The organism is Halorientalis sp. IM1011 (assembly GCF_001989615.1).
Taxonomy (GTDB): Archaea; Halobacteriota; Halobacteria; order Halobacteriales; family Haloarculaceae; genus Halorientalis.
This window is the reverse complement of sequence record NZ_CP019067.1, coordinates 1,252,944-1,275,083: the sequence shown is the minus strand read 5'-3', so window position 1 is coordinate 1,275,083 and position 22,140 is coordinate 1,252,944. Positions and strand designations below refer to the sequence as shown.

The 22,140-nt window shown below is 67.5% G+C and carries 26 protein-coding genes; 10 read left to right on the top strand and 16 right to left on the bottom strand.

Features of this window, described 5'->3' with window-relative positions; translation table 11 throughout:
* Positions 1-23 precede the first annotated feature (23 nt).
* On the bottom strand, positions 24-443 hold the full coding sequence (locus tag BV210_RS06400; RefSeq protein ID WP_077205832.1) for a hypothetical protein: 420 nt from the start codon (positions 441-443) through the stop codon (positions 24-26).
* 85 nt (positions 444-528) lie between these two features.
* Between BV210_RS06400 and BV210_RS06395 the strand changes: the two genes are divergently transcribed.
* Positions 529-1,869 (top strand): LVIVD repeat-containing protein, encoded by a 1,341-nt coding sequence (locus BV210_RS06395; RefSeq protein ID WP_077205831.1) that lies wholly within the window; start codon positions 529-531, stop codon positions 1,867-1,869.
* A gap of 9 nt (positions 1,870-1,878) precedes the next feature.
* Here the strand turns inward: BV210_RS06395 and BV210_RS06390 are convergent, their stop codons facing one another.
* The 3 genes from BV210_RS06390 to BV210_RS06380 are packed head-to-tail and all read right to left on the bottom strand — an operon-like array spanning position 1,879 to position 3,858.
* A complete protein-coding gene (locus BV210_RS06390; RefSeq protein WP_077205830.1) occupies positions 1,879-3,303 on the bottom strand; it encodes a DUF402 domain-containing protein in 1,425 nt (474 codons plus the stop codon).
* A complete protein-coding gene (locus BV210_RS06385) occupies positions 3,300-3,674 on the bottom strand; it encodes a hypothetical protein (RefSeq protein WP_077205829.1) in 375 nt (124 codons plus the stop codon). The genes BV210_RS06390 and BV210_RS06385 overlap by 4 nt, the downstream gene beginning before the upstream one ends.
* A gap of 25 nt (positions 3,675-3,699) precedes the next feature.
* Positions 3,700-3,858 carry a preprotein translocase subunit Sec61beta gene (locus tag BV210_RS06380; protein ID WP_077205828.1) on the bottom strand — a complete coding sequence of 53 codons (159 nt, stop codon included), beginning with the start codon at positions 3,856-3,858 and terminating at the stop codon, positions 3,700-3,702.
* 150 nt (positions 3,859-4,008) lie between these two features.
* On the opposite strand from BV210_RS06380, the gene BV210_RS06375 reads away from it, so the two are divergent.
* Complete coding sequence (locus tag BV210_RS06375; protein ID WP_077205827.1) at positions 4,009-4,956, top strand: triacylglycerol lipase; 948 nt, start codon at positions 4,009-4,011, stop codon at positions 4,954-4,956.
* A gap of 39 nt (positions 4,957-4,995) precedes the next feature.
* Here BV210_RS06375 and BV210_RS06370 read toward each other — a convergent pair whose 3' ends face one another.
* Positions 4,996-5,694, bottom strand: a complete 699-nt coding sequence (locus BV210_RS06370) for a helix-turn-helix domain-containing protein (RefSeq protein WP_077205826.1) — start codon at positions 5,692-5,694, stop codon at positions 4,996-4,998.
* Between the two features lie 129 nt (positions 5,695-5,823).
* Here BV210_RS06370 and BV210_RS06365 point away from each other — a divergent pair, with 129 nt between their 5' ends.
* Complete coding sequence (locus BV210_RS06365) at positions 5,824-6,090, top strand: thioredoxin domain-containing protein (protein WP_077205825.1); 267 nt, start codon at positions 5,824-5,826, stop codon at positions 6,088-6,090.
* A 30-nt stretch (positions 6,091-6,120) separates the two neighbouring features.
* On the opposite strand, the gene BV210_RS06360 is transcribed toward BV210_RS06365, so the two are convergent.
* The gene (locus BV210_RS06360; RefSeq protein WP_077205824.1) at positions 6,121-6,642 is read right to left on the bottom strand and encodes an archaemetzincin family Zn-dependent metalloprotease; all 522 of its coding nucleotides are present in this window, start codon (positions 6,640-6,642) and stop codon (positions 6,121-6,123) included.
* 39 nt (positions 6,643-6,681) lie between these two features.
* On the opposite strand from BV210_RS06360, the gene BV210_RS06355 reads away from it, so the two are divergent.
* The 3 genes from BV210_RS06355 (at position 6,682) to npdG (ending at position 8,762) form a co-directional block, all read left to right on the top strand.
* Positions 6,682-7,080: a UPF0146 family protein gene (locus BV210_RS06355; protein WP_077205823.1), complete on the top strand. Its 399-nt coding sequence runs from the start codon at positions 6,682-6,684 to the stop codon at positions 7,078-7,080.
* Between the two features lie 82 nt (positions 7,081-7,162).
* Complete coding sequence (locus BV210_RS06350) at positions 7,163-8,035, top strand: TIGR01548 family HAD-type hydrolase (protein ID WP_077205822.1); 873 nt, start codon at positions 7,163-7,165, stop codon at positions 8,033-8,035.
* Positions 8,036-8,093: 58 nt separating this feature from the next.
* Complete coding sequence (gene npdG, locus BV210_RS06345; protein ID WP_077205821.1) at positions 8,094-8,762, top strand: NADPH-dependent F420 reductase; 669 nt, start codon at positions 8,094-8,096, stop codon at positions 8,760-8,762.
* Positions 8,763-8,782: 20 nt separating this feature from the next.
* On the opposite strand, the gene BV210_RS06340 is transcribed toward npdG, so the two are convergent.
* Positions 8,783-9,556, bottom strand: coding sequence for a PHP domain-containing protein (locus BV210_RS06340; RefSeq protein ID WP_077205820.1), 774 nt, complete (start codon positions 9,554-9,556; stop codon positions 8,783-8,785).
* A 144-nt stretch (positions 9,557-9,700) separates the two neighbouring features.
* On the opposite strand from BV210_RS06340, the gene BV210_RS06335 reads away from it, so the two are divergent.
* Positions 9,701-10,783, top strand: a complete 1,083-nt coding sequence (locus BV210_RS06335; RefSeq protein WP_077205819.1) for a hemolysin family protein — start codon at positions 9,701-9,703, stop codon at positions 10,781-10,783.
* On the opposite strand, the gene BV210_RS06330 is transcribed toward BV210_RS06335, so the two are convergent.
* From BV210_RS06330 to BV210_RS06315, 5 genes are all read right to left on the bottom strand, one after another.
* Complete coding sequence (locus BV210_RS06330; protein WP_077205818.1) at positions 10,780-11,025, bottom strand: hypothetical protein; 246 nt, start codon at positions 11,023-11,025, stop codon at positions 10,780-10,782. The two genes, BV210_RS06335 and BV210_RS06330, sit on opposite strands and share 4 nt — an antisense overlap.
* Before the next feature lie 69 nt (positions 11,026-11,094).
* On the bottom strand, positions 11,095-12,096 hold the full coding sequence (locus tag BV210_RS06325) for a sulfite exporter TauE/SafE family protein (RefSeq protein WP_077207992.1): 1,002 nt from the start codon (positions 12,094-12,096) through the stop codon (positions 11,095-11,097).
* A gap of 8 nt (positions 12,097-12,104) precedes the next feature.
* Positions 12,105-12,254: a hypothetical protein gene (locus BV210_RS20215; RefSeq protein ID WP_172824882.1), complete on the bottom strand. Its 150-nt coding sequence runs from the start codon at positions 12,252-12,254 to the stop codon at positions 12,105-12,107.
* Positions 12,255-12,645: 391 nt separating this feature from the next.
* Positions 12,646-14,475 (bottom strand): ribosome biogenesis/translation initiation ATPase RLI, encoded by a 1,830-nt coding sequence (locus BV210_RS06320; protein ID WP_077205817.1) that lies wholly within the window; start codon positions 14,473-14,475, stop codon positions 12,646-12,648.
* Position 14,476: 1 nt separating this feature from the next.
* Positions 14,477-14,803: a hypothetical protein gene (locus tag BV210_RS06315; RefSeq protein ID WP_077205816.1), complete on the bottom strand. Its 327-nt coding sequence runs from the start codon at positions 14,801-14,803 to the stop codon at positions 14,477-14,479.
* 190 nt (positions 14,804-14,993) lie between these two features.
* Between BV210_RS06315 and BV210_RS06310 the strand changes: the two genes are divergently transcribed.
* Positions 14,994-15,272, top strand: a complete 279-nt coding sequence (locus BV210_RS06310) for a helix-turn-helix domain-containing protein (RefSeq protein ID WP_077205815.1) — start codon at positions 14,994-14,996, stop codon at positions 15,270-15,272.
* 215 nt (positions 15,273-15,487) lie between these two features.
* On the opposite strand, the gene BV210_RS06305 is transcribed toward BV210_RS06310, so the two are convergent.
* A complete protein-coding gene (locus BV210_RS06305) occupies positions 15,488-15,709 on the bottom strand; it encodes a glycine zipper 2TM domain-containing protein (protein WP_077205814.1) in 222 nt (73 codons plus the stop codon).
* 281 nt (positions 15,710-15,990) lie between these two features.
* Entirely contained in the window at positions 15,991-17,865 is a 1,875-nt protein-coding gene (locus BV210_RS06300) for a PINc/VapC family ATPase (protein ID WP_077205813.1), read from the bottom strand.
* Positions 17,866-17,997: 132 nt separating this feature from the next.
* Between BV210_RS06300 and BV210_RS06295 the strand changes: the two genes are divergently transcribed.
* Positions 17,998-18,306, top strand: a complete 309-nt coding sequence (locus BV210_RS06295; RefSeq protein WP_077205812.1) for a hypothetical protein — start codon at positions 17,998-18,000, stop codon at positions 18,304-18,306.
* Here the strand turns inward: BV210_RS06295 and BV210_RS06290 are convergent.
* A complete protein-coding gene (locus tag BV210_RS06290; RefSeq protein ID WP_077205811.1) occupies positions 18,303-19,310 on the bottom strand; it encodes a DUF368 domain-containing protein in 1,008 nt (335 codons plus the stop codon). The two genes, BV210_RS06295 and BV210_RS06290, sit on opposite strands and share 4 nt — an antisense overlap.
* Positions 19,311-19,396: 86 nt before the next feature.
* Here BV210_RS06290 and BV210_RS06285 point away from each other — a divergent pair, with 86 nt between their 5' ends.
* Entirely contained in the window at positions 19,397-20,536 is a 1,140-nt protein-coding gene (locus BV210_RS06285; protein ID WP_077205810.1) for a M20 family metallopeptidase, read from the top strand.
* On the opposite strand, the gene BV210_RS06280 is transcribed toward BV210_RS06285, so the two are convergent.
* Positions 20,533-22,047, bottom strand: a complete 1,515-nt coding sequence (locus BV210_RS06280) for a chemotaxis protein CheC (RefSeq protein WP_077205809.1) — start codon at positions 22,045-22,047, stop codon at positions 20,533-20,535. The two genes, BV210_RS06285 and BV210_RS06280, sit on opposite strands and share 4 nt — an antisense overlap.
* Positions 22,048-22,140 lie beyond the last annotated feature (93 nt).

The window sequence follows — 22,140 nt, the reverse complement described above, 5'->3', positions numbered from 1 at the left end:
CCGTCCGATTCGCCGACACCGGTTCACCCCCGTCGCTCCCGCTCTCGTTCGGCCCGCTCTTTCCAGGTCCGTTCCTGTGCCCGCTCGGCGGCGTGGCGCTGTCCGTCCGCCACGACCTCGCGGACCTCGGTCTCGAAGTCCTCGATCTCTTCGAGAAACCCCTCCTGAAAGCTCTCCAGCACGTCGTAGGACCAGCGGTCGTCGTCGATGACGCCGTGGGGGAGATACCGATCCCGAACCGCGTCGGCCAACTCGTCGTACCCACACTCCCGCAACAGCGGTTCGGCCTCCGCCAGGTGGTCCATCGCGTGGCCGGTGTTGTGGTGGAACTCCACGAGGTGTCCATGTGCCCGGTGGAGCCACTCCAGCCCGAGTTCGACCTGGTGTAACGCCGCCCGCTCGTCCTCGCTCAGGTCGGCCCCTGACGGTTCGTCCGTGGTCATGCGTATTGCTACCGTGCCACCATTGTTGAACCTGTCGCGGCTGGCGGACCACAATCCATAGATGCGAGAGGCCCGAGAAACGGGTATGCGCCGCCGCCAGTTCCTCGCAGCGACGGCCGGAGTCGGCCTGCACCCGGTCGCCGTCGCCAGCCCCCGCACGCAGTCCGCGTCGTTCGCCCCGCTTGGCACCCTCGACGTCGAGGGCATCGCGGAGGCCGTCGTCGGTGACGACGATTCCACCGTCTACGCGGCCGTCTCCGACGGGTTCGCCACCCTCGATATCTCCGACCCGACCGCGCCCGCCCTGCTGGCCGAGCGCCGCGACGTGCTCGCCGACCGCGACGGTGGCCCACTCAGTCAGATCTGGGACGTGAAGGTCGACGGCGACCGCCTGCTCGTCGTCGGGCCAGCGAACGGCACGGGGGGCGATCAACTCCGGGCTGCCGTCGTCTACGACGTGAGCGACCCCGCCGCCCCCGAGCTGCTGGGCGTCCACGAGACCGAGTATCCGATCCACAACAGCGACCTCCGGGACGGCGTGGCCTACCTCACCGCCATCGGGACGGACGGAGCCGAACTCGCGACGGTCTCGGCCGATCCCGACCCGGAACGCCTCGGCGGCTGGTCGCTCACCGACCGCGACGAGCGGTGGGCCGACGTGTCATTCGCGCTCGCGAACCTCCACGACGTGTACGTGCAGGACGACCGGGCCTACCTCGCCTTCTGGGACGCCGGCACCTGGATTCTGGACGTGAGCGACCCCGCGAACCCGACGTTCGTCTCGCGAGTGCGGGGCCGATCGGTCGAGAAACTTCGACAATTCGGTGCAAATGGCGCGCAACGCGACGGGCTCCGGCTTCCCGGCAACGATCACTACGTCGCCGTCGACGACAGCGGCGACCTGCTCGGCATCGGCGTCGAGGCCTGGTTCGAGTCCGGTCCGGGCGGGATCGAACTCTACGACGTATCCGACGAGGCGAACCCCGAGCACCTCGCCCGGATCGACCCGCCGCCGATCCCCGAGGACGAGAACGCGAGCTACAGCGAGGGCGTCTGGACGACCGCCCACAACTTCGAGTTCGACGGCGACCGGCTGTACACCTCCTGGTATCAGGGCGGCGTGAAGGTCTTCGACGTGAGCGACCCCGCGAACCCGACCGAGATCGCCGCCTGGCGCGATACCGACGACGCCTGTTTCTGGACCGCCCGGACCGCCGGCGACGTGGTCGTCGCCTCCAGTAGCAGTCAACCACCGAACCTGGACATCGAAGAGCGCCTCTACACGTTCCCGGATCCCGGTGCCGAGGTGACGACACCGACAAGCGAGCGACCAACCACGACCGACGCGAGCGGCCCCGGCTTCGGCGTTCTCGCGGGGCTGGCTGGCCTCGGCGTGGGTGCGTGGCGGTACGGACGGGACTGCTGACGGCGACGGCTACAGCGCGTTCTCCACCGCGCTCGCCACACTCCGGGCCTTCTCGGCCAGTTTCTCGGGCACGTTCCCGGCCTCGACGGCATCGTCGAGTTCGTCGTCGTCGACGCGCTCGACCCGGCCGTCGCCGTGTTTCACCACGTCGACGTGGAGGTCGACGTAGCGGACGGTGTCGGGGAACACCTCCACGGGGGTACAGACGTTGACGTAGGTCCCCTTCCGCCGGTCCTCGGCGTCCCGGTAGACCGTCGCGTACCACCACCGGCCCTCCTTGAACTTCGTGACCGCCACGTCGCCGGCTTCGATGGGTTCGCCGATGGCGTCCAGCGTCCCGCCCGGCGAGAGCTCGCGAGAGACCGTTACGGTCCCGTCGGGATCGTACTCGGCGACCTCGCCCCGGCCGAGGCTGATGTAGCGGCCGTCGGGTTTGCCGTGGCCGATCTCGACCCGATCCCCTTCGCGGGGGCCGAACTGCCGGGTCACCACGTCGAAGGGGAAGTCCGCGTCGTCGCTGGCCGCGGGGCCGCAGACGGCCTCGGCGAAGTCGACGGCGGCGCTGGCGCGGTCGTCGCCGGCCTTGATGCGGTGGTGGCCGGCCATCGTCGGCGCGGCCTCGCGGCGGCGCTCGTCCAGAGCGAAGCGTGACTCCCGGCCGAACCAGAGCCACCTGGTCGCGGTCCCGGCCCAGCGTCGCGCCAGTTTCCCCTCGCCGGGGTCAGGGGCGTCTTCGAGGGACGCATCCAGCGATTCGGCCTGTTCGTTGTAGGTCGCGAGCACGTCGTCGAGCGTGTCGAAGTCGGCGTCGTCGGCGCGGCGACCCCAGCGGACGCCCCACCCCTCGCGGGGATCCGTGGGGATGAGGTCGACCACGTCCGCCGGGCCGCCGCCGCGGGTCGTCTTGCCGCCGCGGACCAGCCGCACCAGTTCGCCCGGGAACCTGATCTCGGTGTCGAGCACCGGCCGATCGGACCCCCAGGGCGGGGTCGGCTCGCGCACCTGGACGCGCAGACGGTCGCCTGTCTCGATCCGGTCCTCGGCCCTGTCGTAGGGGAGAAACCCCTCCCGGTCGCGCGGGCTCCCGTGCTCGGGCCCGCTCCCGAGGTCGACGACCGCGCCGCTGCCCAGCGTCTCGCTCACGCGCCCGTCGAACACCGCGTCCCGCGGCATCGAGTCCCGCCAGCACAACGCGTCCCGACCGGTGTCGGCGAGCAGTCCCGCGAGCGTCTCGACGGCATCGGGGTCGCCGACCACGCCGACGCCCTGTCGGTCGCCGGTCGTCTCGACGCTGGCGTCCGCAGGCGCGAGCGGGAACGACCCCTCGAAGCGGTCACCGATGGCCTCGGAGGCCTGGACGACCGAGATGTCCTCGTGGTCCGCGAAAGCGGCGGTCAGGGCCGTGCTGTAGATGCCGCGAACGCGGACGTTCATAGGGAGTCGGGGTCGGTCGTGAACCGCACCCGGTCGTGGACGGTCGGCCCCAGCGTCAGTTCGACGGTGTCGTCGGTGAGGACGCGGCCCCCCTCGACGTAGACGCCCCAGCCGTCGAACTTCAGATAGCCCCGGAGGTCGTCGGCGTGGGTGTAGAGGTCGACGTACTCGACGTCGTGTTCGACGATCTCGCTGGCGCTGTGGGCGATATCCATGTCCGAGTGGACGGTGTCGAGGCCGTCGAAGAACTCCTCGATGGCGTCGGCCGCGTCGGCCGTCGCGTCGACGACGCGCTCGGAGGCCGCGTCGATCTCGTCGGTCGACAGGCCGGCCTCGCGGAGTGCTCGCTGTGTCCGCTGGTCGAAGTGCATGTCCGGCCGTTGGCGGGCCGGGGTCCTAAAGAATCAGGTTCAGGATCTGTACGAAGATCCCGAAGAACGCACCGAAGGCGACGATCGTCTTCGGATCGATCCGGATGGCGTTGTTGTCCTCGGCGTCGAAGTACCGGACCAGCCCGGCACTCGACATCAGCCCCCCGCCGTCGTTGCTGCTCATACTCGAACGTGGCCGGCCACCCGGCGTAAGTGTTTCGCCTCGCCACTCCCACCTAAACGACCCCGATTATCCGGTAACTTAAATTAGTTCAGATGCGGCAGACAATCCTGACACTCGATAACACGATAGTACGTGACACTGGGGGAAGCGATGACAGACGAGACCACTCACCAGGACGAACGGGACGGGGTACAGGGACTGAACAGGCGGAGTGTGCTGAAAGCGACGTCCGCGGTGGCGGTCGGGACGGTCGGACTCGCCGCGGCGACCGGGACCGCCACGGCCGAGGAGGCCGAAGAGGAGTTCCTCGGGAACTGTCTGGGCGACCTGCCACAGGCACCCGAAGACGCCGCCATCGTCGACCTGACGGGCGAGGGGCTGGCGACCCGCGGCGACCTGCCGTCGGGCGAGGACGAGGTGCTGTTCTACATCCACGGCTGGCTCGAAGACGCCTCCGGCGGCGGCGAGAATCAGGGACAGGCGCTCGCGAACGCGCTCGAAGCCAACGGCTACGACGCGCCGGTCGTCTCGGTCCTCTGGGACTCGAACACGCTCAACTGGTGGGGCGGCAAGGACGCCGCCGAGTCGGCCGGCGAGGAGTTCGCCGACTGGCTCGACGGCTACATGAGTGACAACCCCGACACGACGATCCGCGTCGTCGGCCACTCGCTGGGCGGCCGGGCGTCCTACGCGATGCTCGACGCTCTCGACGGGTCGATCGCGTCGGTGTCGGCCATCGGGGCGGCAAACGACCCCGACACCGTCTGTGAAAACGGTCGGTTCGGCGACGGCATCGCGAGTTCGGCCGACGCGGTGTACAACTTCCACTCGAAGAACGACGACATCGTCTGTAGCGCCTACAAACTCCTCGAATTCACGGAGGGCGTCGGCTGTGTCGGCGCGGAGTGTGACGGCGGCTGGTTCGACGAGGGATCGACGCCGGACACCTACACCGACGTGGACGTCTCCGAGGCCGTGCTGAACCACTGCGACTACTTCCGGCTCGACAGGGGCTGTGTCCCGGAGATCGTCGCCCGGTTCGACGACGGGAGTAGCGGTGACGGGAGTAGCGACGACGAAACGGACGACGGCTGGTGATGAGCGGGTTCCGGCCGGCCTGATCCGGGCCTGTGCCGGCTACTGGATCTCGGCGAGCGTGTCGTGAAACTCCCGCATCGCCCGGTCGGAGACGGTCGACTCGACGAGTTCGATCTCGATGCGCCGGAGGTGTTTGCCGACGGCGCTGGCCGAACAGTCCAGATCGGCCGCGATGTCGTCGTAGGTCGCTCTGCGGGGCGACTCGTAGTAGCCCTTCTCGACGGCGACCAGCAACACTTCGCGCTGGCGCTCGGTGAGCGCGGCGAAGCGGCGGTCGGTCCCCGGGTCGTAGTCGCCGATCCGTTCGATGGTCACGTCGATCTCCTCGCGCGTCGCCGCGATCTGTGCCTGGAGTTGCTCTTTCGCGCCGATCACCGACACCCGCAGGCTGGACGTGGCGGGGTCGACGAACTCCAGGGGAAAGTCCAGATGGGTCGCGTACGATCTGTGGAGTTCGATCAGGTTCCTGATGAGGTCGCTGGGGTGGTAGTGGACCTGGAGCATGACGTGATCGCCGGCGTCGGCGACCCGGTAGTCGATCACCTTGCCGGCGTTCGCGAGGCTCTCGTCGATCCGGTCGCGAGTCGCCTCCGCCTCGTACAGCATCACCGCCGAGCCGTCCGTCAGCAGATCGAGATCCTGTATCGACCTGAGGACGACCCCACACTCCCGGAAGATCACCTCCCCGGGATCGAAGTACCCCCGCTCGGGCGTCAGCGCGTACGTGACGTATCTCACAGTTCGTGTAGTGCGAACCGTTCAATAGTGATTGTCTCCGTTTCGAGGCTCAATACGTCGCCCCGGCCGCCGAGCTTTCGGCAGTGGAAACTCTTATCGGGAACCGAGGGTAACATCCGTCGTAGATCTATGACAGTCACGCTCAAGGACTTCTACGCGGACTGGTGCGGTCCGTGCAAGACCCAGGACCCCATCCTGGAGGAACTGGAGACGGAGTGGGAATCGGTCGAGTTCGAGAAAGTGAACGTCGACGAGGAACAGGACGTGGCCAACGAGTACCAGGTCCGCTCGCTGCCCACCCTCATCGTCGAGAACGACGACGGCATCGTCGACCGGTTCGTGGGCGTCACACAGGCCGGCGACATCGAGGACGCACTCGAGAAAGCCGGCGCATAACTCCGATCCCGCTGTTTTCGGGTCCCCGTTTCAGAGAACCTGCCGCTGGCAGGTGCCACAGAGGTTCTCCTCTTTCACGTCCACCTCGCGGACGGTCGGCGAGAAGTTCATCACGCAGCGTTTGTTGTCGCAGTGTTCCAGTCCGAGCGTGTGGCCGATCTCGTGTACTACCTCCTTGCGCACGCGGTCGGAGAAGATGTTCTCGGCCGAGCGGTTCGAGAAGCCGCCGTCAGAGGAGGTCTGGAGGCGGTAGGTGGAGATGACGCTACCGTTGCCGTCCAGATAGGCGAGTCCGAAGACGTAGTTGCGGCGGCGATAGAAGAGGTCTTTCGGAGTGATGGCGATGTTTTTCTCCCCGGAGCCGACGTGACTCGCGAGTTCGATGAACTCCTCGGCTCGGAACTGGTCCCGGTTGGCGTCGTAGGACCCGTCGGGGACCGACTGGGCGTCGTGGACCGTGACTTCGCAGTCGTAGACGGTCCGCAATCCGGCGGAGGCCTCCCGTTTGACCGGGGCGTCTACCTCGCCGACCGGCACGATGTCGACGTGCATGCCAACGCATATGACCGGCCCACCCATAAACATCCCGCCGTGTCCGACGTTCGTCACGCCGCCCTCGCCGACAGGTTGGCCACCTACGACCGGCTGGTCGAGGTGGGAGTCGGCAACCGCCCCGCCGTCGCCGCCGCCCTCGCGAATCGGGGCTGTGCCGTCACCGCCACCGACGTGCACGACCGCGAGATCCCCGCGAGCGTCGACTTCGTCCGTGACGACGTGACCGACCCCGACCCCACCGTCTACGCCGACGCCGACGCCGTCTACGCCCTGAACCTCCCCCCCGAACTCCACCGACCCACCCGCTCGGTTGCCCGCGACGCCGACGCCGACTTCCTCTTTACCACCCTCGGTGGCGACCCGCCGCTGATCCCGGTGGCCCGTGAGACCCTGCCCGGGACGACGCTGTTCGTGGCCGCGGACGGCCCCGGGTAATGTGGGCCCTGTTCACGGGTGACACGCTTCGTGGCTCGACAGGTCAGAAGCGGTTTTCAACTCGGACCCGTATTGGATCAGTATGCAGGTAGATGCGGTCGTGCTCGACATCGACGGCGTGCTCGTCGACGTCGCCGACTCCTACCGCCGGGCCATCGTCGAGTCTATCGAACACGTCTACGGGGACACGGTCGACCGGGCCGCGATCCAGCAGTTCAAGGACGCCGGTGGGTTCAACAACGACTGGGAACTCACCTACGCCGCGGCGCTGTACGTGCTGGCCACCCAGTACGGACTCGACCGCGATCTGGAGTCGTTCACCGACATGATCGCCGCGACCGGCGGCGGCCTCGACGCCGCCGAGACCGTCGTCGTCAACGCCGTCGGTCCGGCCGAGCGCGAACGCATCTACGAGGCCTGGGACCGCGAGCGCCTGCGCGAGGTCTTCCAGCAACTCTACCTCGGCGGCGATCTCTACCGCGACCTCGAGGACGCGGATCCCGACGCCGACCTCGACACAGAGGGGTTCATCAACGACGAACCGAAACTCGCCGACCCCGAGGCACTCTCCCGGCTCGAGCGCGGTTTCGACGTGGGCGTCCTCACCGGCCGCCCCGCCGCCGAGGCCGATATCGCCCTCGATCGGGTCGGTCTCGAAATCCCGGACGAGCACCGCTTCACGATGGACGACTGGGAAGAGGGGAAACCACACCCGCGCGCGCTGACGACGCTGGCCGAGCGGTTCGGGGCCGAATCCGTCGCCTTCGCCGGCGATACCCTCGACGACGTGCGTACGGCCGTCAACGCCGCCGAGGCCGACCCCGACCGAACCTACTACGGCGTGGGCGTCCTCACTGGCGGCCTCACCGGCGAGTCCGGGCGGGAGAAGTACGAACGCGCGGGCGCGGATCTGGTGATCGACTCGATCAACGATCTGCCCGGTCGGCTGGACTGACGCCGGCAACGTCGGCCGCTCGCACAACGCTTTTCGGAGTCTCGCCGTACCTACGAGTATGCAAATCGCACTGCTGGGCGGCACCGGCGACATCGGCGAGGGACTGGCGCTTCGGTTCGCCTACGACACCGATCACGACGTGGTGATCGGGTCCCGCGAGGCGACCCGCGCCGAGACCAAGGCCCGGGAGTACGAGACGGAACTCGACAGTCGCGGCGTCGAGGTCGAGGTCACAGGCCAGGACAACGCCGAGGCCGCACGCGAGGCCGACGTGGTCGTCCTCGCGGTGCCGGCCTACCACCTCGCCGACACCGTCGACGCCATCGCGGACGAACTGGGCGAGCACACCGTCCTCGTCACCCCCGCCGTCGGGATGAAACGCGACGAGGACGGCTTCCACTACAACCGGCCCGGCGCTGGCAGCGTCACCGCGCTGGCCGCCGAGGCCGCCCCCGAGGACGTGCCCGTCGTCGGCGCGTTCCACAACCTCCCCGCGGGCCGCCTGGCCAACCTGGACGCCGACCTGGGCATCGACACCGCCATCGTCGGCGACGACGCCGACGCCGTCGACACCGTCACCCGCCTGACCGAGGAGATCGAGGGCCTGCGCCCCGTCGACGCCGGCCCGCTCGCCAACGCGGCCGAGATCGAAGCGATCACGCCCCTCCTGATCAACGTCGCCAAGAACAACGAGAAGATGCACGATCTGGGCGTGCGGTTCCAGTGACCGTCGCTGGCTGACTCCTCTTACAGCGACAACTCCACCGGCTCGATCCCCCGCGCGTCGAGATACCGCTCCAGGTGGGGGACGCGCTCGCCGATCTCCTCGGGCCGGTGGGCGTCGGTCCCGACGGTGACCGGCACGTCGTACTCGGCCAGCACGTCCAGGAACGTCGGTGCGGGGTGGAACTCGCCGTACTCGTCGAGGGCGCGGCCGGCGTTGAGTTCGGGGATCGTCGGGGAGTCGGCGAAGGCCTCGGCGACCCGGCGGTAATGATCCTCGGTCGCGATGTCGCGGAGCGCGGGGTTGCGCTCCACGAGGTCGACGTGGGCGGCCACGTCGAACAGTTCGGAGTCGATCAGGGCGACGAGGTGGTCGAAGTAGCGGTCGACGGCGGCCGCGCGGTCGCACTCGGACTGGTCGGCGAAGTAGGGTTCGACGTGGACGTTGACGCCGTCGAGGTAGTGGACGCTCCCGATGGCGTACTGGAAATTGGCTTCGGCCAGAAACTCGCGGATGGCGGCTTCCTCCTCGGGGTGGTAGTCCATCTCGACGCCGTCGTAGATGGCGATGTCGCTCTCCTCGCGGAGCCGGTCGATGGCGTTCCGACGGCGCTCGTAGGTCTCGTCGAGGTTGAACCCGAGCAGGTGTTTCTGCTCTCGGATCTCCTCGCGGGCTGAGACGGTGCAGTGGTCGGCGATCCCCACGCCCGCCAGGCCGGCCTCGGTGGCCGCCCGGACCATCTGGAACAGGAAGCGTCCGTCGGAGTACGTCGAGTGGACGTGATAGTCCCGGTCCATCTAACGTGTGTGCTACCGTCTCGCGCTCTATAACCCCCGGTTGCGTTTCGGCGTTCGATGTCGGCCAGGCCCCTGCCGGCTGACTTTGCGTGTCGAATGGGCGATACCACCACGCATTTTTGACCGGTCCGCGAAGGGACGCCTGTGAACGCGCTCGAACTGTGGATTCGACTGGGGGCGGGCCTCGGGTTGATCCTCGCGAACGGCTTTTTCGTCGCCATCGAGTTCGCCCTGACTCGCGTCCGCCAGTACCCCAAAGCGGAGTTCGACAAATCCGGGTTGCGCCGCGCCTGGGAGATGACCGACGACCTGGAGATCTACCTGACCAGCTGTCAGGTGGGGATCACCGCCTCCTCCATCGCGGTCGGGATCGTCGCCGAACCGGCGCTGGCGGCCATCTTCGAGCCGTACCTCGAAAACACCGCGCTGGCATCCATCGGTGCCGGCGGGATCATCGCCTTCCTGATCATCAACCTCCTGCACCTGACCCACGGCGAACAGACGCCGACCTATCTGGGCGTCGAGCGCACGAAGTTCGTCACCCGCTGGGGTGCGACGCCTCTGTACTGGTTCGCCTGGCTCATCTCGCCGATCATCAAGGTCGGTGACGGCATCGCCAAGTGGACCCTCAAACTCTTCGGCGTCGAGATGACCGGCGCGTGGCTCGAAACCGAAGAGGAGATCATCGAGTCCCGCGCGGACCTGCGCAACCGGCTCGATTACCTGCTCGAACGGGGCGACGTCTCCGAGGAACGCCGCGAGGAGATCAACAACGCCCTTCGGGTCGGCGAAGAACCCATCAGCGACGTCATGACGCCTGTCGAGGACGTGGTCTTCCTCTCGACCGACCTGTCCGTCGCGGAAAATCTGGAGCGCATCGGCTCCAGCCCCCACACCCGCTTCCCGCTGGTCGGCGAGGACCCCGAGGATTTCCTGGGTATCGTCTACGTCCCCTCGGTCATCGACCGGGTCGACGACCTCCGGAACGGCGACGCGGCCTTCGAGGAGATCGCCGCCCCGCCGACGACGATGACCCCCGAGACGATCATCAGCGACGCCGTCGACCAGTTCCAGGCCGAGAGCCAGGAACTCGCGCTGGTCCTCTCGGAGGGCGAGGTCGTCGGCCTGCTCACCGCCACCGACGCGCTGGAAGCCGTGATGGGCGACATCGAGGACCCACTCGACGAGGACGCGGACCTCTCGGCGGAAGGCCGGCGGCAGGACTAGTTCAGTCGAGCCCCGTCACGGGGACAGAACTCGTACTCGTCGGCAGTCGTCTGGAATCCACACTGCGGGCACTCCCGGACGCGACGCTCTGTCTCACCGTTACTACGGTCCCGAAACAGGAAGGGGACGAACGGCAGAAACAGGAAGAACACGAACGTCTCGAAGTACCACCACAGCGCGACGCTGACGAGGAGACTCACGACCAGCCCGGCCGTGGCGGTCACCGTCCGCGAACTCACCATGCCCGTCGAAGGGCCGGCGCGGCGAAAAGGGCCGCGGTCCCGGTCCGCTCGGTCAGTGACGGCGCCCCCTCAATCGCTCGGATTCGACGCCGTGCTCTGTCGGTTGCGTGCACGAAGGCTCGCGATGCTGGCCCAGACGATCGCGCCGCTGACCAGCAGCGCCGCCCCGAAGATGAGGACCATGCTGACCGTGTTCAGGAGGTCGATCCCGAGGGCGTTCCCGAGGTTCTTGCTCGCGACCGCGGCCGACCCCGCCAGGAGCATGGCCGCGAAGTAGGTCGTGATCTCCGATTCGTCGACCAGCGCCGTCGCGCCCGCGCCGATGCGGGCGCCCATCGCGCTCCCGGCCAGCAGCGGCAAGACGATGGAGAGATCGACCGCGCCGGACATGCCGTAGGTGAACGCACCGAAGGCCCCGGAGGCGGTGATCTGGAATACGTCGGTCCCGACGGCGACGGCCGCGGGGACGCCCAGGCCGTACATCATCGCGGGCATGAGCAGGAAGCCACCGCCGACGCCGAGGAACCCGGAGAGGACGCCGATGGCAAGCGCCATGGCGAGGGTCAACCACAGCGACACTTCGGTCCCGCCCTTGAGCGACACCATCGGCGGGAGTTCGATCGCCTGGAGTTTCCGTGCGATCGCGGGTTCCTCGTCGCTCTCGCTTGCGTCGTCCGTGAGCGAGTCACGGAGCATGAGCAGGCCGACCGTCGCCAGCAGGCCGATATACGAGATGCTGACGATCAGGTCGGCGATGCCCAGCGACTTGAGGTGAAAGACCAGTTCCTTCCCGACCTCGATCCCGGCGGTCATCCCCACGATGAACAGCAGGCCGAGTTTGTAGTCGACCTGTCCGTGGTCGCGGTGTCTGAGCGCCGCGATGACGGAGGTCCCGAACACGAACGCCAGGCCGCTCCCGACCGCCGTCGTCGAGTCATAGCCCATGACCAGCAGCGCCGGCGTCACGAGGAAGGAGCCGCCCATGCCGAAGAAACCGAACAGGATGCCGATGAGCAGGCCGAACCCGACGAACGCGGCCAGCTGGGTCGCTGCGATGCCGAACAGTTCCATCGCCACGACTACTCGCCCCCGACGACGCGTTCGAGTCTGTCACTGACCGCCGTCGTGAGTGCCCCGTAGGCCACGTACAGGACCATCGCTTCGGCCAGGACGGCCCCGATGTCGACGAGACCCTGTCCTGCCGCACCGAGGGACTCCAGTCCGATCATGCGTCGATCACCGCCGTCCAGTCACGCGCGTCGTTCATTGACGGTCGCTTCTCACTAACCGATCTATAAGAGTATTGTGGGTCCCGTACAAGATAGAATACGCGTAGGATTGGAATCACGTCGTCGATAATGGGCATAACTTATCGGATATCGAACAGAGGTGGACTGGCGGGTGGCTTCGGTGGATCTATCCGAGGGGGCTTAAACCCACGTCAGTGTCACTACTACACACGTTCGATCGCGCGCACTCACCACCCGGGACGCGGTGAGATGGCCCAGCGGTGACTGGCCTCGGCTCGGAACGGTCGGCGGAACGGTGCCGACTCGAACCGGGTGTAGCGCTGTCGCTGGCGAGTCGTCGTGTCGCGGTCACCGACCGAACAAGGGCTCGTCAGTCGGTGTAGTAGTACTCGCCGTCCTTCTTCTGCTGGCGATCGAGTTGCGAGCCGGGTTTGTTGACCCGCGGACGGCTGGTCCGTTCGTCACGGCGGAAGGTCACGTCGAGGTTGGCGAGGAACTCGTTCATGCCCTCGCGCATCCCCTTGGGCGCGGAGGCGTGGCCGTGCTGGGCGGGTTCGCCGTCGAAGACGAGCAGGCGGTCGGCCAGCAGATCGATCATGTAGATGTCGTGGTCGATGACCAGCGCGGTGGCGTCGTGGATCTCGGTGTAGCGCCGGATCGCGTCGGTCGCCAGCACGCGCTGTTCGACGTCGAGGTGGGCCGACGGCTCGTCGAGCAGGTAGAGGTCGGCGTCCTTCGACAGACAGGCCGCGATGGCGACCCGCTGGCGCTCCCCGCCCGAGAGGTCGGTGAGGTTCTGCTCCATCACCCGGTTCAGCTGGAGCGGTTCGGCGATCTCGGTCTTCCAGTAGGAGGACCCGAAGTCGTCGGTGATCGACCGGAGGAAGGCGTCCACCCGCATGTGCTGGTCGATCTCGATGTACTGGGGCTTATAAGAGATGTCCAGTTCCGCGTCGACCGCACCCGTGTCGGGTTCGAGGCGACCGGCGAGCAACTGGGCGAACGTCGACTTCCCGATCCCGTTGGGGCCGACCACACCGAGGACTTCGCCCTCGTGGATCTGGCCGCTCTCGGCGTCGAGGCTGAACTCCCCGTCGCCGTAGGACTTGGTGAGCTCGGGGTACTCGGCGACGACCTGCCCGCTCGTCACGGTGCGCGGGGCGTGTTCCTCGAACTCGATGGCGTCCTGACGGATCCGCATGTTCTCGTTCTCCAGGTAGCCCGAGAGGTACTCGTTGATCCCGTTACGCACCGACTTCGGCGGCGTGATGATCCCGAACGCGCCCGGGCTCCCGTATGCGAGGTGGATGTTGTCCGCGAGCAGATCGAGGATCGCGAGGTCGTGTTCGACGACGAGCATCGAGCGATCTTCTTCCTCGGCGAGTTCCCGGACGATCCGGGCCGCCGTCACCCGTTGGCCGATGTCGAGGTAGGGCGTGATCTCGTCGAGGAAGTAGAAGTCGGCGTCGCGGGCCAGCGTGGCCGTCATCGCGACGCGCTGGAGTTCACCGCCGGAGATGGAGTCGATGTCCTGATCGAGGACGGCCTCGATGCCGAACCGCTCGACGAGGTCGTCGAGTGCGCCGCGTTCGTCGGTCCGTTCGAGCAGCTCGCGGGTCTTCCCGTCGAACTGGTCGGGGATCTGGTCGACGTACTGGGGCTTGCGCGCGACGGTCACGTCGCCGTCGCGCAGGTCCTCGAGGTAGTCCTGGAGTTCGGTGCCCCGGTACTCCTCCAGAATCCGCTCCCAGTCCGGCTCCTGATTGAACAGCCCGAGGTTGGGGCGCATCTCGTCGGCGAGGATGTGGACGGCGGTGGTCTTCCCGATCCCGTTCGGGCCGAGGATGCCGGTGACCTGCCCCTCTTCGGGCGCGGGGAGGCCGTAGAGGGAGAACGCGTTCTCGCCGTAGCGGTGGACGGGTTCCTCGTCGAGTTCCTGCGGGAGGTTGATGATCTCGATGGCGTCGAAGGGGCACTTCTCGACGCAGATGCCACAGGACTCGCCCAGACAGAGCTCTTCGCTGATCGAGATCTGGTCGGGGCCGCCCTCGTAGAGGTCGGGGTCGTCGTAGCGTTCCTCGCGAGTGACGATGCACTCTTCGCCCGTCCGGTTGGGGGGACAGAAGTTCGCGCACTCGTAGTTACACCGGTCGGGCTGGCATCTATCGAGGTCGACGACGGCGATGCTGTCTTCGGCCATGTTAGAAGGGGAGCGAGGTGTTCGCGGTCAGCAGGACGCCCCAGGAGACGAACCAGAGCGAGAAGGTCATGAAGCCGACGTAGAGGTAGTCCTTCGCTCCGAAGTCGTCGACGTCGACGCCCAGTCCCTTCAGGAGCGGGAACTGGACGAGGATCGCCCCGAGGACGACCAGTAGCGCGGTGTCGTTGGTCGCGGCCGCGTCGACGGACATCCCGGCAGTTACTGCCGAGGACGCGACGGCCGCCCCGATCCCGGCGATCGCGGACAGCGTCGTCACTTTCAGCCCACGGAGGTGGGCTGCCCGCCGTTCGGCCGTGTCCGTTGCCATACCAGTCCCTCCGCCATCGGGCCTCAAAAACCGTTCGTTGTCGGGTCGAGGCGGCCCACCGTCGCCGACCGAGTGTGTCGCGTTCGTCACGGACTGACACACGCCGAGCGGCCGCTACGAGGCGAGATTCGGCCAGTTGCGCCAGTCTGTGCATCAATCTTTATGGCCCCGGCGCGCCACCATCTACGCGATGGCAGAATCCGATGGGGAGACTATCGCGGACCTTCCGCCGAGCGCCAAGCTCGTGTACAAGGTACTCGAGTACAACGGGCCGCTCACCCAGAAGGGGATCGTCGAGGAGTCCATGTTGTCCGCACGTACCGTCCGGTACGCCCTGGAACGGCTCGAAGAGGTGGGGGCCGTCGACGAGGACGTCTACTTCGCCGACGCCCGCCAGAACCTCTACGAGATCGTCGACGACACCGAGGAACAGCCCTCCGAACAGACCGAATCCGCCGTCTCTGACTGACTCGCCGGCCCCGGTCTCCCGACGGTCCTCGCCGTCTGCATCTCTGGGGGTGTGCCGTCGGTTCCGGTCCCGCCGTCGAGCCACTGCTCTACTCCATCGTCGCGCGCGCCACGTCGTTGTCCTTCGACAGAGACCGATCTGTACCGGGCGCACTCACCGCGACAGTGCCGGTCCAGCAGGTAGCGACCCCCCTGGCCCGGTCTCGCCGTCGCGGACTACTCTGTGCTGACTTTCGCCTTCTCGCCCGTCTCTTTGACTCGCTCGACGACCGCGTCGACGTCCTCGCGTTTCTCGCCGGCCGCCGCGCCGAGCAGGGCTCCCACTGCGGCCCCCGTACTCGCCGCGTTGCGACTGAACAACCCACCCACTGCACCGCCGACGGCACCGCCGATAGCTGCGTAGCGAGCACGACCGAGTGCACGTTTGATGCGTCCCATATCGTTACAGACGAGACTCCGTCGGATAAACTTCGCGCCACCACCTTTTTCCCGCTCGGGTGGCCTGCGGCCACCATCTGCTCACGGGCGCATCGCGCCCGTTCGCATGGTATGCGGGAGTGGTTCGAGAGAGCGAAGCTCTCTCGTCATCACGAGGGACTTCGTCCCTCGAACGACTTTCCTCCCGCACTACTCGCAGCAACAACGTGGGCGAAAAAGACCCGCGGCGTCACTTCGTTCCGCCGCGGTGAACCGGTTCCCTCCGGTCACCGGATGCTTGCTTACGACGGGACGACCTGAATCGTCTTCCCGCGGTCGATGGCCTGCTCCAGTTCCTCGGCGATGGCGCTGCCACGCGAGACCTGGATCTCGCCGCCACGGGAGACCGTAGCCGTGAACAGGTACTTCCCGTCGGCCTGGACCTCGACGGTCTCGCCCGAATGCCCCTCCATCGGGACGATGACGTGCCGGGAGGTCACTTCGGGCGTGACGATCTGGCCGGGTTGGCCACCGCCACCGCCGCCACCGCCGCTTCCACCAGCGCCGCCGGATCGCCCGCCGGGTTTCTCCGAGAGCGTGCGCACGTCGATGTCGATGCCCAGCCGATTCTCCACGTCGGAGATGCGGCCGCCGCCCTTCCCGATGACCTGCGAGATGTCGTCGTCCTCGACCCAGACGACCGCGGTGTTGGAGTCCTGCAACTCGACCTCGACGTGGCCGTGGGCGATCGACCGGATCTCGCGTTCGACTTCCTGTTTGGCGATGCGGTCCACGCCCGTCTCGCGGCCGCCGCCGTCACCCTCCTCGCCGATGGGGACGGTGACGACCTGCCGGTTGAAGGTGTAGATCTCGTACTCGGGCTGGTCGGTCTCGAAGTCCCGGATCATGATGACCGGCCGGGCCAGGTCCTCCTCCATCAGCCCCTCGGGCACCTTGACCTCCGTCGTCACGTCGTAGACCTTCTCGACGCGTCCCTCCTCGATGTAGACCACGGTGTCGACGACCTGCGGGATCATCCCCAGCTCGACACGCCCGACCAACCGCTGTAGCGAGTCGATCGCGCGGGTGGCGTGAACGACGCCGATCATCCCGACGCCCGCGAGGCGCATGTCCGCGAAGACCTCGAAGTCGTCCGTTTTGCGGACCTCGTCGTAGATGGTGTAGTCGGGCCGGACCATCAACAGCGAGTCGGCGGTCTTGGCCATCTCGCCGCCCAGCTCCGTGTACTGGGTAATCGACGGCCCCACCTGCAGGTCCCGCGGTTTCTCCATCGTCTTGACGGCGAAGTCGGCGTCGGCGAGGAACTCCGCGACCGCCTGCGCGAAGGTGGACTTCCCGGCCCCGGGCGCACCGGAGATCAGGACGCCGCGCTGGTGGTCGGTGAGCCGCTCGCGGAGTTCGTCGGCGAACTCGTAGTCGTCCAGATCTGTCTTCACGATCGGTCGGACGGCGGTGATCTCGTGGCCGTCGGCGAACGGCGGGCTGGCGATGGCGATCCGCATGTCCCGGAACTGGACGATGGTCATGCCGGGCTCGGAGAGTTCGATGAACCCGTCCGGGCTGGCCCGGGCGCTGTTCTCGATCTCCTGGGCCCACTCCTTGAGTTGGGCTTCGGTCGAGGGCTCGTCGCGGATCTCCTCGTAGTGCATCTCGCCGAGTTCGCCGCGCTTGGCCATCGGCGGGACGCCCGTCTTCAGGTGGAGGCTCATCGTCGTCTCGTCGAGGAACTGCTCGATCGAGAGGTTCTCGACGGCGGTCTCCTCGACGATGGGTTCGACGTACTCCACGTCGATGCCCTTGGCCGTGGCGACCTCGCTCTGGACGATGTCGGAGGTAAAGAGGGTCGCGTCGTGCTCGGCGGCGGTGTCGCGGATGAGGGCGTCGATCTCGCCCTCGCCGGCGTCGCCGATCTCGCCCGCGTCGGGGCGGCGGCCGACGTATTCGATGTCGATCTCCCCCGCGTCGGCCAGGTCCGCGAGCGCCTGGAGTTCGGTCAGTCCGTCCCAGCCGCTGTCGCGGCCCTCGTTGGCCTGTGACTCCAGTTCGCCGACGACGGCCTCGGGTACGTGGATCGTCGCGCCGGCGAATTCGCCGGACTCGACGTGGTCGGACACGCGGCCGTCGATGACGACGCTGGTGTCCGGTACAACGTTCATACCTGCAATAGGAACCGGTTGCCTGATAAGGGTCGTGATGCTGTCGGCGGTCTGGACGGCAGGTCGCCCGACCCAACCGACCGGACACCATCTCGCAGATACACTCACTCCCGCGCGGACCGAACCGTCACTGTGTCAGATCCCGGTCCCGACCCCGACGCCGACCTCGAAAGCCTCCGGACGACCCTCCAGCACGCCCGCGACGACGCACCGCGGGATATCGCGACGACACTCGACGACCTCACCGACGCCCTCGGGCGGCTCGACGCCGACGGGGACGCGCCCACACAGGACGACCTCGAATCCGTGCGCGGGGAACTCGCCCGCCTCGAAGAGTCGACCGAGGGCGACACGCGAAAACAACTCGAACGGGCGAGGGACGAACTCCGAACGGTCCTGAAAGAACGGCTGGCGGGCGAGGGGTCCGGCGAGTCCCGCTAGATCTCCTCGATCTCGAAGTCGGCGGCGTAGTAGTCCAGCGCGAGGACGACGACCGCGCCGACGATCGAGACGCCGAGGAAGGTGATCAGCACGTCCGGCGAGAACCCCACCTCCGCCCGGACCGTCGCGACGGGAGCCCGGAGTGCCCCGACGACCAGCGCGACGAGGAAGGCGAGCGTCACCTCGCGGTTGCGGTTCAGGGCGTACCGGACCGCCCGTGAGATCGTGAACAGGCCGATCAGTCCGCCGCCGATGAAGGTCACGACGATCGTTCCGGGCTCGACGAGCGTGTCCACCGAGCCGCCCGTGACCAGCCCGGCGAGCCCGTTGACGAAGTCCGAGAGCGTCTCGGACAGCCGTGCGTGCTGACCGAGGATCACGAGGATCAGCGACCCGGAGAGCCCGGGGAGGATCATCGCGCTCACGGCGAGCGTCCCGGCGACGAAGACCAGCCCGAGTCCACCCCCGAACAGTTCCTCGGCCTGCCCGGACATCACGAAGGCCAGCAGGAAGCCCGCGACGGCGGCGACGCCGGCACTCACCGTTCGAATCGAGATCGCCCTGAGGAGCACGACCGCCGAGGCTGCGATCAGCCCGAAGAAGAAGCCATAGAGGACGACCGGCGCGCTCTCGTTCAGGACCGTGATGATCCGGGTCACGACGATCACGGCCGTGAGGATCCCCAGCAACAGCGTGAGCAGGAACCAGCCGTCCACGTCGTCGAAGATGGCCTCGGCCCGGCGGACCGAAACCCCACCATCGAGAGGGGTGAGCGCCTTCAGGAAGCCGAGCACTGCCTGCGGCGTGACGGCGGTGATTGCGGTGATGAGTCGCTCGTAGATCCCGACGATCAGTGCGATGGTTCCGCCCGAGACTCCCGGGACGGCGTCGGCGCTCCCCATGAACATCCCGATCAGGTACGTCGACGCCCACTCCCTGAGCGGTGGCACCGACGCCCCGAGTGTCGGCGTCTCGTCGGTCGCGTGGTCCGGCGATGAGGGCATTCACTCGCAGTTTCACGAACAGCGTCAAGTCTCTTGGGAAACCGAGCGGCGGGGGTTTCAAGCGCCCGCTCCTCCTGTCCCCGGGCATGGACGCCATCGCGTTGACCCGGGATCTGGTCGCCATCCCGAGCCACGACTCGGAAGCCGCCGCCGGCGACTACGTCGAGGACTGGCTCCGCGAGCACACCGACGCCGACGTGCGCCGGGACGAGGCCGGAACCGACGAGGGCCGAGGGGGGAACGTGTTCGCCCGCAAGGGATCCGGCGAGACGACGCTCGCGCTGGTCGGCCACCACGACGTGGTGCCGCCGGACGAGTCGCAGGTCGAGGGCGGGGAGAGCGGTGGGACGGAGTCCCACCGAGACGGAGGCGGTGCAACCGCCGGAGCGTACGTGATCGAAGAACGGGAGGGCCGCATCTACGGCCGCGGTACCGCCGACATGAAGGGCGCGCTGGCCGCGGCGATGGTGGCCTTCCGTGATGCTGATCCAGCTTGCGAACTCGTCTTCGCCTCCTTCGTCGGCGAGGAGGTCGGCGGCGTCGGGGCACGCCACGCCATCGACGACGGCTTCGCGCCGGACTACGCCGTCGTCACGGAGGGCTCGACCGGGTATTCGGGCCCCCAGACCACCGACGTGGCCGTCGCCCACAAGGGCCGCCGTGGGAGTACGATCACCGCCAGCGGCGAGGCCGCTCACGCCAGCGAGACCGAGGAGGGCGAGAACGCCATCTACCGCGCGACCGACGCCGTCGGGATCGTCAGGAACCTCGATTTCCCGTCGACCGAGGTACTGGGTCACGACATGCGTGGATCGGTCGCCGTCACCGAGATCGAAGGTGGGTCGGCGATGAACGTACTCCCCGAGCGCTGTGAGCTCACCGTGGACGAGCGCACGGTCCCCGGCGAGCGCGCGCCGCTTTCGCGTGTCGAGGAGGTCACGGGCGTCGAGTGGACCGTCGATCAGGACCTCCCACCGATGGCCTGCGGCGATCCGGACTTCGCCGACGCCGTCCTCGAGGCGGCCGACAGCGCACAGGAGAGCACGCCAGCACACGTCGTCAAGCCCCACGCGACCGACGCCGGGTGGCTGTCCGAGGCGGGGACCGACTGCGTGATCTGTGGCATCGCCGAACCAGGGGAGGCCCATACCGCCGACGAGAGCGCGTCGCTCGCGGTGATCGAGCGCTGTGAACGGATCTATCGGGGGCTGGCCGAATCGCTCTAGAACAGGTCGCTCGGGTCTGCGTCGGTCTGGTCCTTTCGTTCGACCGCGAGCGCCTCCAGGGCCGCGCCGAGGTCGGCCTCGTCGGGGAGGGCGTGGATCTCGCAGGTGAACGCGACGTCCTCGGTCTGGAGCGTCGACTCGATGGTGAACGCGTGGGTCTGGAACGGCCCGAGTTGCTCCGTGATGATCTCGACGAAGGCCATGTTCATGTCGCCGACGTACTCGGGCGGGCTGTGTTCGACGCCGGTCTCGAGGACGTTCGCCCAGCCGTCGATGAACCCGCTTGTCATGACGTTGCCCAGTTCCTCGATGGCGCTCTCGTGCATGCCGGTGAGCCCGTCCTCGTCGGGATCGACGGGCAGCATCTCCTCGGCGATGTTCTCGGCGGAGTCCTCGTCGAAGAGGATGACCAGCGAGCCGCTGGGCGTCCCCTCGAACTCGACGGTCGTCCCGACGTAGTCGCCGTCTTCCAGTTGCGCGGCGATGTCGTCGATGGGCGTGAAGGTGATCCCGGCGGTCTCCGTGCTGGTCTGGATGCCGGTCATCCGGGTCACGCGCTGGGCCGCCGCCTCGGTGCCCTCCTTCGTCAGGTCGCTGAACACCGACAGCTTCTCCAGCGGGATCGACTCGGCTCCCTCGGCACCGTCGTCGAAGCCGAAGAGGTCGTCGTCGGCGGCGGGATCGAACGATCCGGTGTCGTCACCCGTCGAGTCGTCGGCTCCGAAGCCGCCGGCGTCGCCGCTCGCACCGAACGCACCCTCGGCGTCACCGCCGAAGGGATCGTCCGCCGTCGCGTCGGCGTCTTCGCTCCCATCGTCGGCCGCCGGGTCCGCGGTCGCCGGTTCCGCGATCCGCTCTGCGGTCGCGTCCGCTTCGGTCGATTCGTCGCCGGGTTCGACCAGTCCGTCGAGTTCGGCTTCGTCGGTCCCTTCGGCTCCCTCGCGCTCGGTCTCGGCGAAGACGGGGTCGAGCGCCGCACGGTCGGGCGCGAGGTAGATGTCGATGCGGCCCTCGCCCGACCGCCAGGTGATCGAACTCTGGAAGACGAGCGTGCTGTCGGTCTCGGGGCCCGTGGGATCGAGCTGGAGGGTGTCCGCGTCCGGGTCGTCGAGGTACGTCGGCGCGGTCATCGAGAGCCCGGTACGCAGGTGGTCGCCCCAGTCGGTGGTGAACGCGCCCATCATGATGTTGGCCATCTCCTGCAGTCCCGCCGAGGCCATCGCGTCGTCGGCCTCGCCGGGGACCAGCGCGTCGACGACGGCTTCGGTCGCCGGCCGGTCGAACAGGAGGAGGGCGGTCCCGGAGAGCTTCCCCTCGATGTCGAACCGCACGACCTCGTAGCCGCCGCTGTCGATGCGTTCGATGACGTCCTCGTGGTTCACCAGCAGAATCTTGGTCGTCCCGATGGCGGTGCTGGCGGCGGTCATCTCCGTGAGTGCGCCGTTGGCTCGCTCCGTCCCGTCGCGGGTGAGCAGATTCAGTTCCTCCAAGGCGTCGATGTCGATTTTCATCGTTCAGTCCCCGTCCGCGTGAGTCCCGCCGACACTGCCATCGACCGGGTCTGTCAGTGTATCTCGCGAACCACCCCGAATAGCTGTTACGCC

Bases quoted from the DNA above. Each gene is read 5' to 3' on its own strand.
- BV210_RS06400 (WP_077205832.1), bottom strand. From the start codon at position 443: ATGACCACGGACGAACCGTCAGGGGCCGACCTGAGCGAGGACGAGCGG.
- BV210_RS06395 (WP_077205831.1), top strand. From the start codon at position 529: ATGCGCCGCCGCCAGTTCCTCGCAGCGACGGCCGGAGTCGGCCTGCAC.
- BV210_RS06390 (WP_077205830.1), bottom strand. From the start codon at position 3,303: ATGAACGTCCGCGTTCGCGGCATCTACAGCACGGCCCTGACCGCCGCT.
- BV210_RS06385 (WP_077205829.1), bottom strand. From the start codon at position 3,674: ATGCACTTCGACCAGCGGACACAGCGAGCACTCCGCGAGGCCGGCCTG.
- BV210_RS06380 (WP_077205828.1), bottom strand. From the start codon at position 3,858: ATGAGCAGCAACGACGGCGGGGGGCTGATGTCGAGTGCCGGGCTGGTC.
- BV210_RS06375 (WP_077205827.1), top strand. From the start codon at position 4,009: ATGACAGACGAGACCACTCACCAGGACGAACGGGACGGGGTACAGGGA.
- BV210_RS06365 (WP_077205825.1), top strand. From the start codon at position 5,824: ATGACAGTCACGCTCAAGGACTTCTACGCGGACTGGTGCGGTCCGTGC.
- BV210_RS06360 (WP_077205824.1), bottom strand. From the start codon at position 6,642: ATGCACGTCGACATCGTGCCGGTCGGCGAGGTAGACGCCCCGGTCAAA.
- BV210_RS06350 (WP_077205822.1), top strand. From the start codon at position 7,163: ATGCAGGTAGATGCGGTCGTGCTCGACATCGACGGCGTGCTCGTCGAC.
- npdG (WP_077205821.1), top strand. From the start codon at position 8,094: ATGCAAATCGCACTGCTGGGCGGCACCGGCGACATCGGCGAGGGACTG.
- BV210_RS06340 (WP_077205820.1), bottom strand. From the start codon at position 9,556: ATGGACCGGGACTATCACGTCCACTCGACGTACTCCGACGGACGCTTC.
- BV210_RS06330 (WP_077205818.1), bottom strand. From the start codon at position 11,025: ATGGTGAGTTCGCGGACGGTGACCGCCACGGCCGGGCTGGTCGTGAGT.
- BV210_RS06325 (WP_077207992.1), bottom strand. From the start codon at position 12,096: ATGGAACTGTTCGGCATCGCAGCGACCCAGCTGGCCGCGTTCGTCGGG.
- BV210_RS20215 (WP_172824882.1), bottom strand. From the start codon at position 12,254: ATGATCGGACTGGAGTCCCTCGGTGCGGCAGGACAGGGTCTCGTCGAC.
- BV210_RS06320 (WP_077205817.1), bottom strand. From the start codon at position 14,475: ATGGCCGAAGACAGCATCGCCGTCGTCGACCTCGATAGATGCCAGCCC.
- BV210_RS06315 (WP_077205816.1), bottom strand. From the start codon at position 14,803: ATGGCAACGGACACGGCCGAACGGCGGGCAGCCCACCTCCGTGGGCTG.
- BV210_RS06310 (WP_077205815.1), top strand. From the start codon at position 14,994: ATGGCAGAATCCGATGGGGAGACTATCGCGGACCTTCCGCCGAGCGCC.
- BV210_RS06305 (WP_077205814.1), bottom strand. From the start codon at position 15,709: ATGGGACGCATCAAACGTGCACTCGGTCGTGCTCGCTACGCAGCTATC.
- BV210_RS06300 (WP_077205813.1), bottom strand. From the start codon at position 17,865: ATGAACGTTGTACCGGACACCAGCGTCGTCATCGACGGCCGCGTGTCC.
- BV210_RS06290 (WP_077205811.1), bottom strand. From the start codon at position 19,310: ATGCCCTCATCGCCGGACCACGCGACCGACGAGACGCCGACACTCGGG.
- BV210_RS06285 (WP_077205810.1), top strand. From the start codon at position 19,397: ATGGACGCCATCGCGTTGACCCGGGATCTGGTCGCCATCCCGAGCCAC.
- BV210_RS06280 (WP_077205809.1), bottom strand. From the start codon at position 22,047: ATGAAAATCGACATCGACGCCTTGGAGGAACTGAATCTGCTCACCCGC.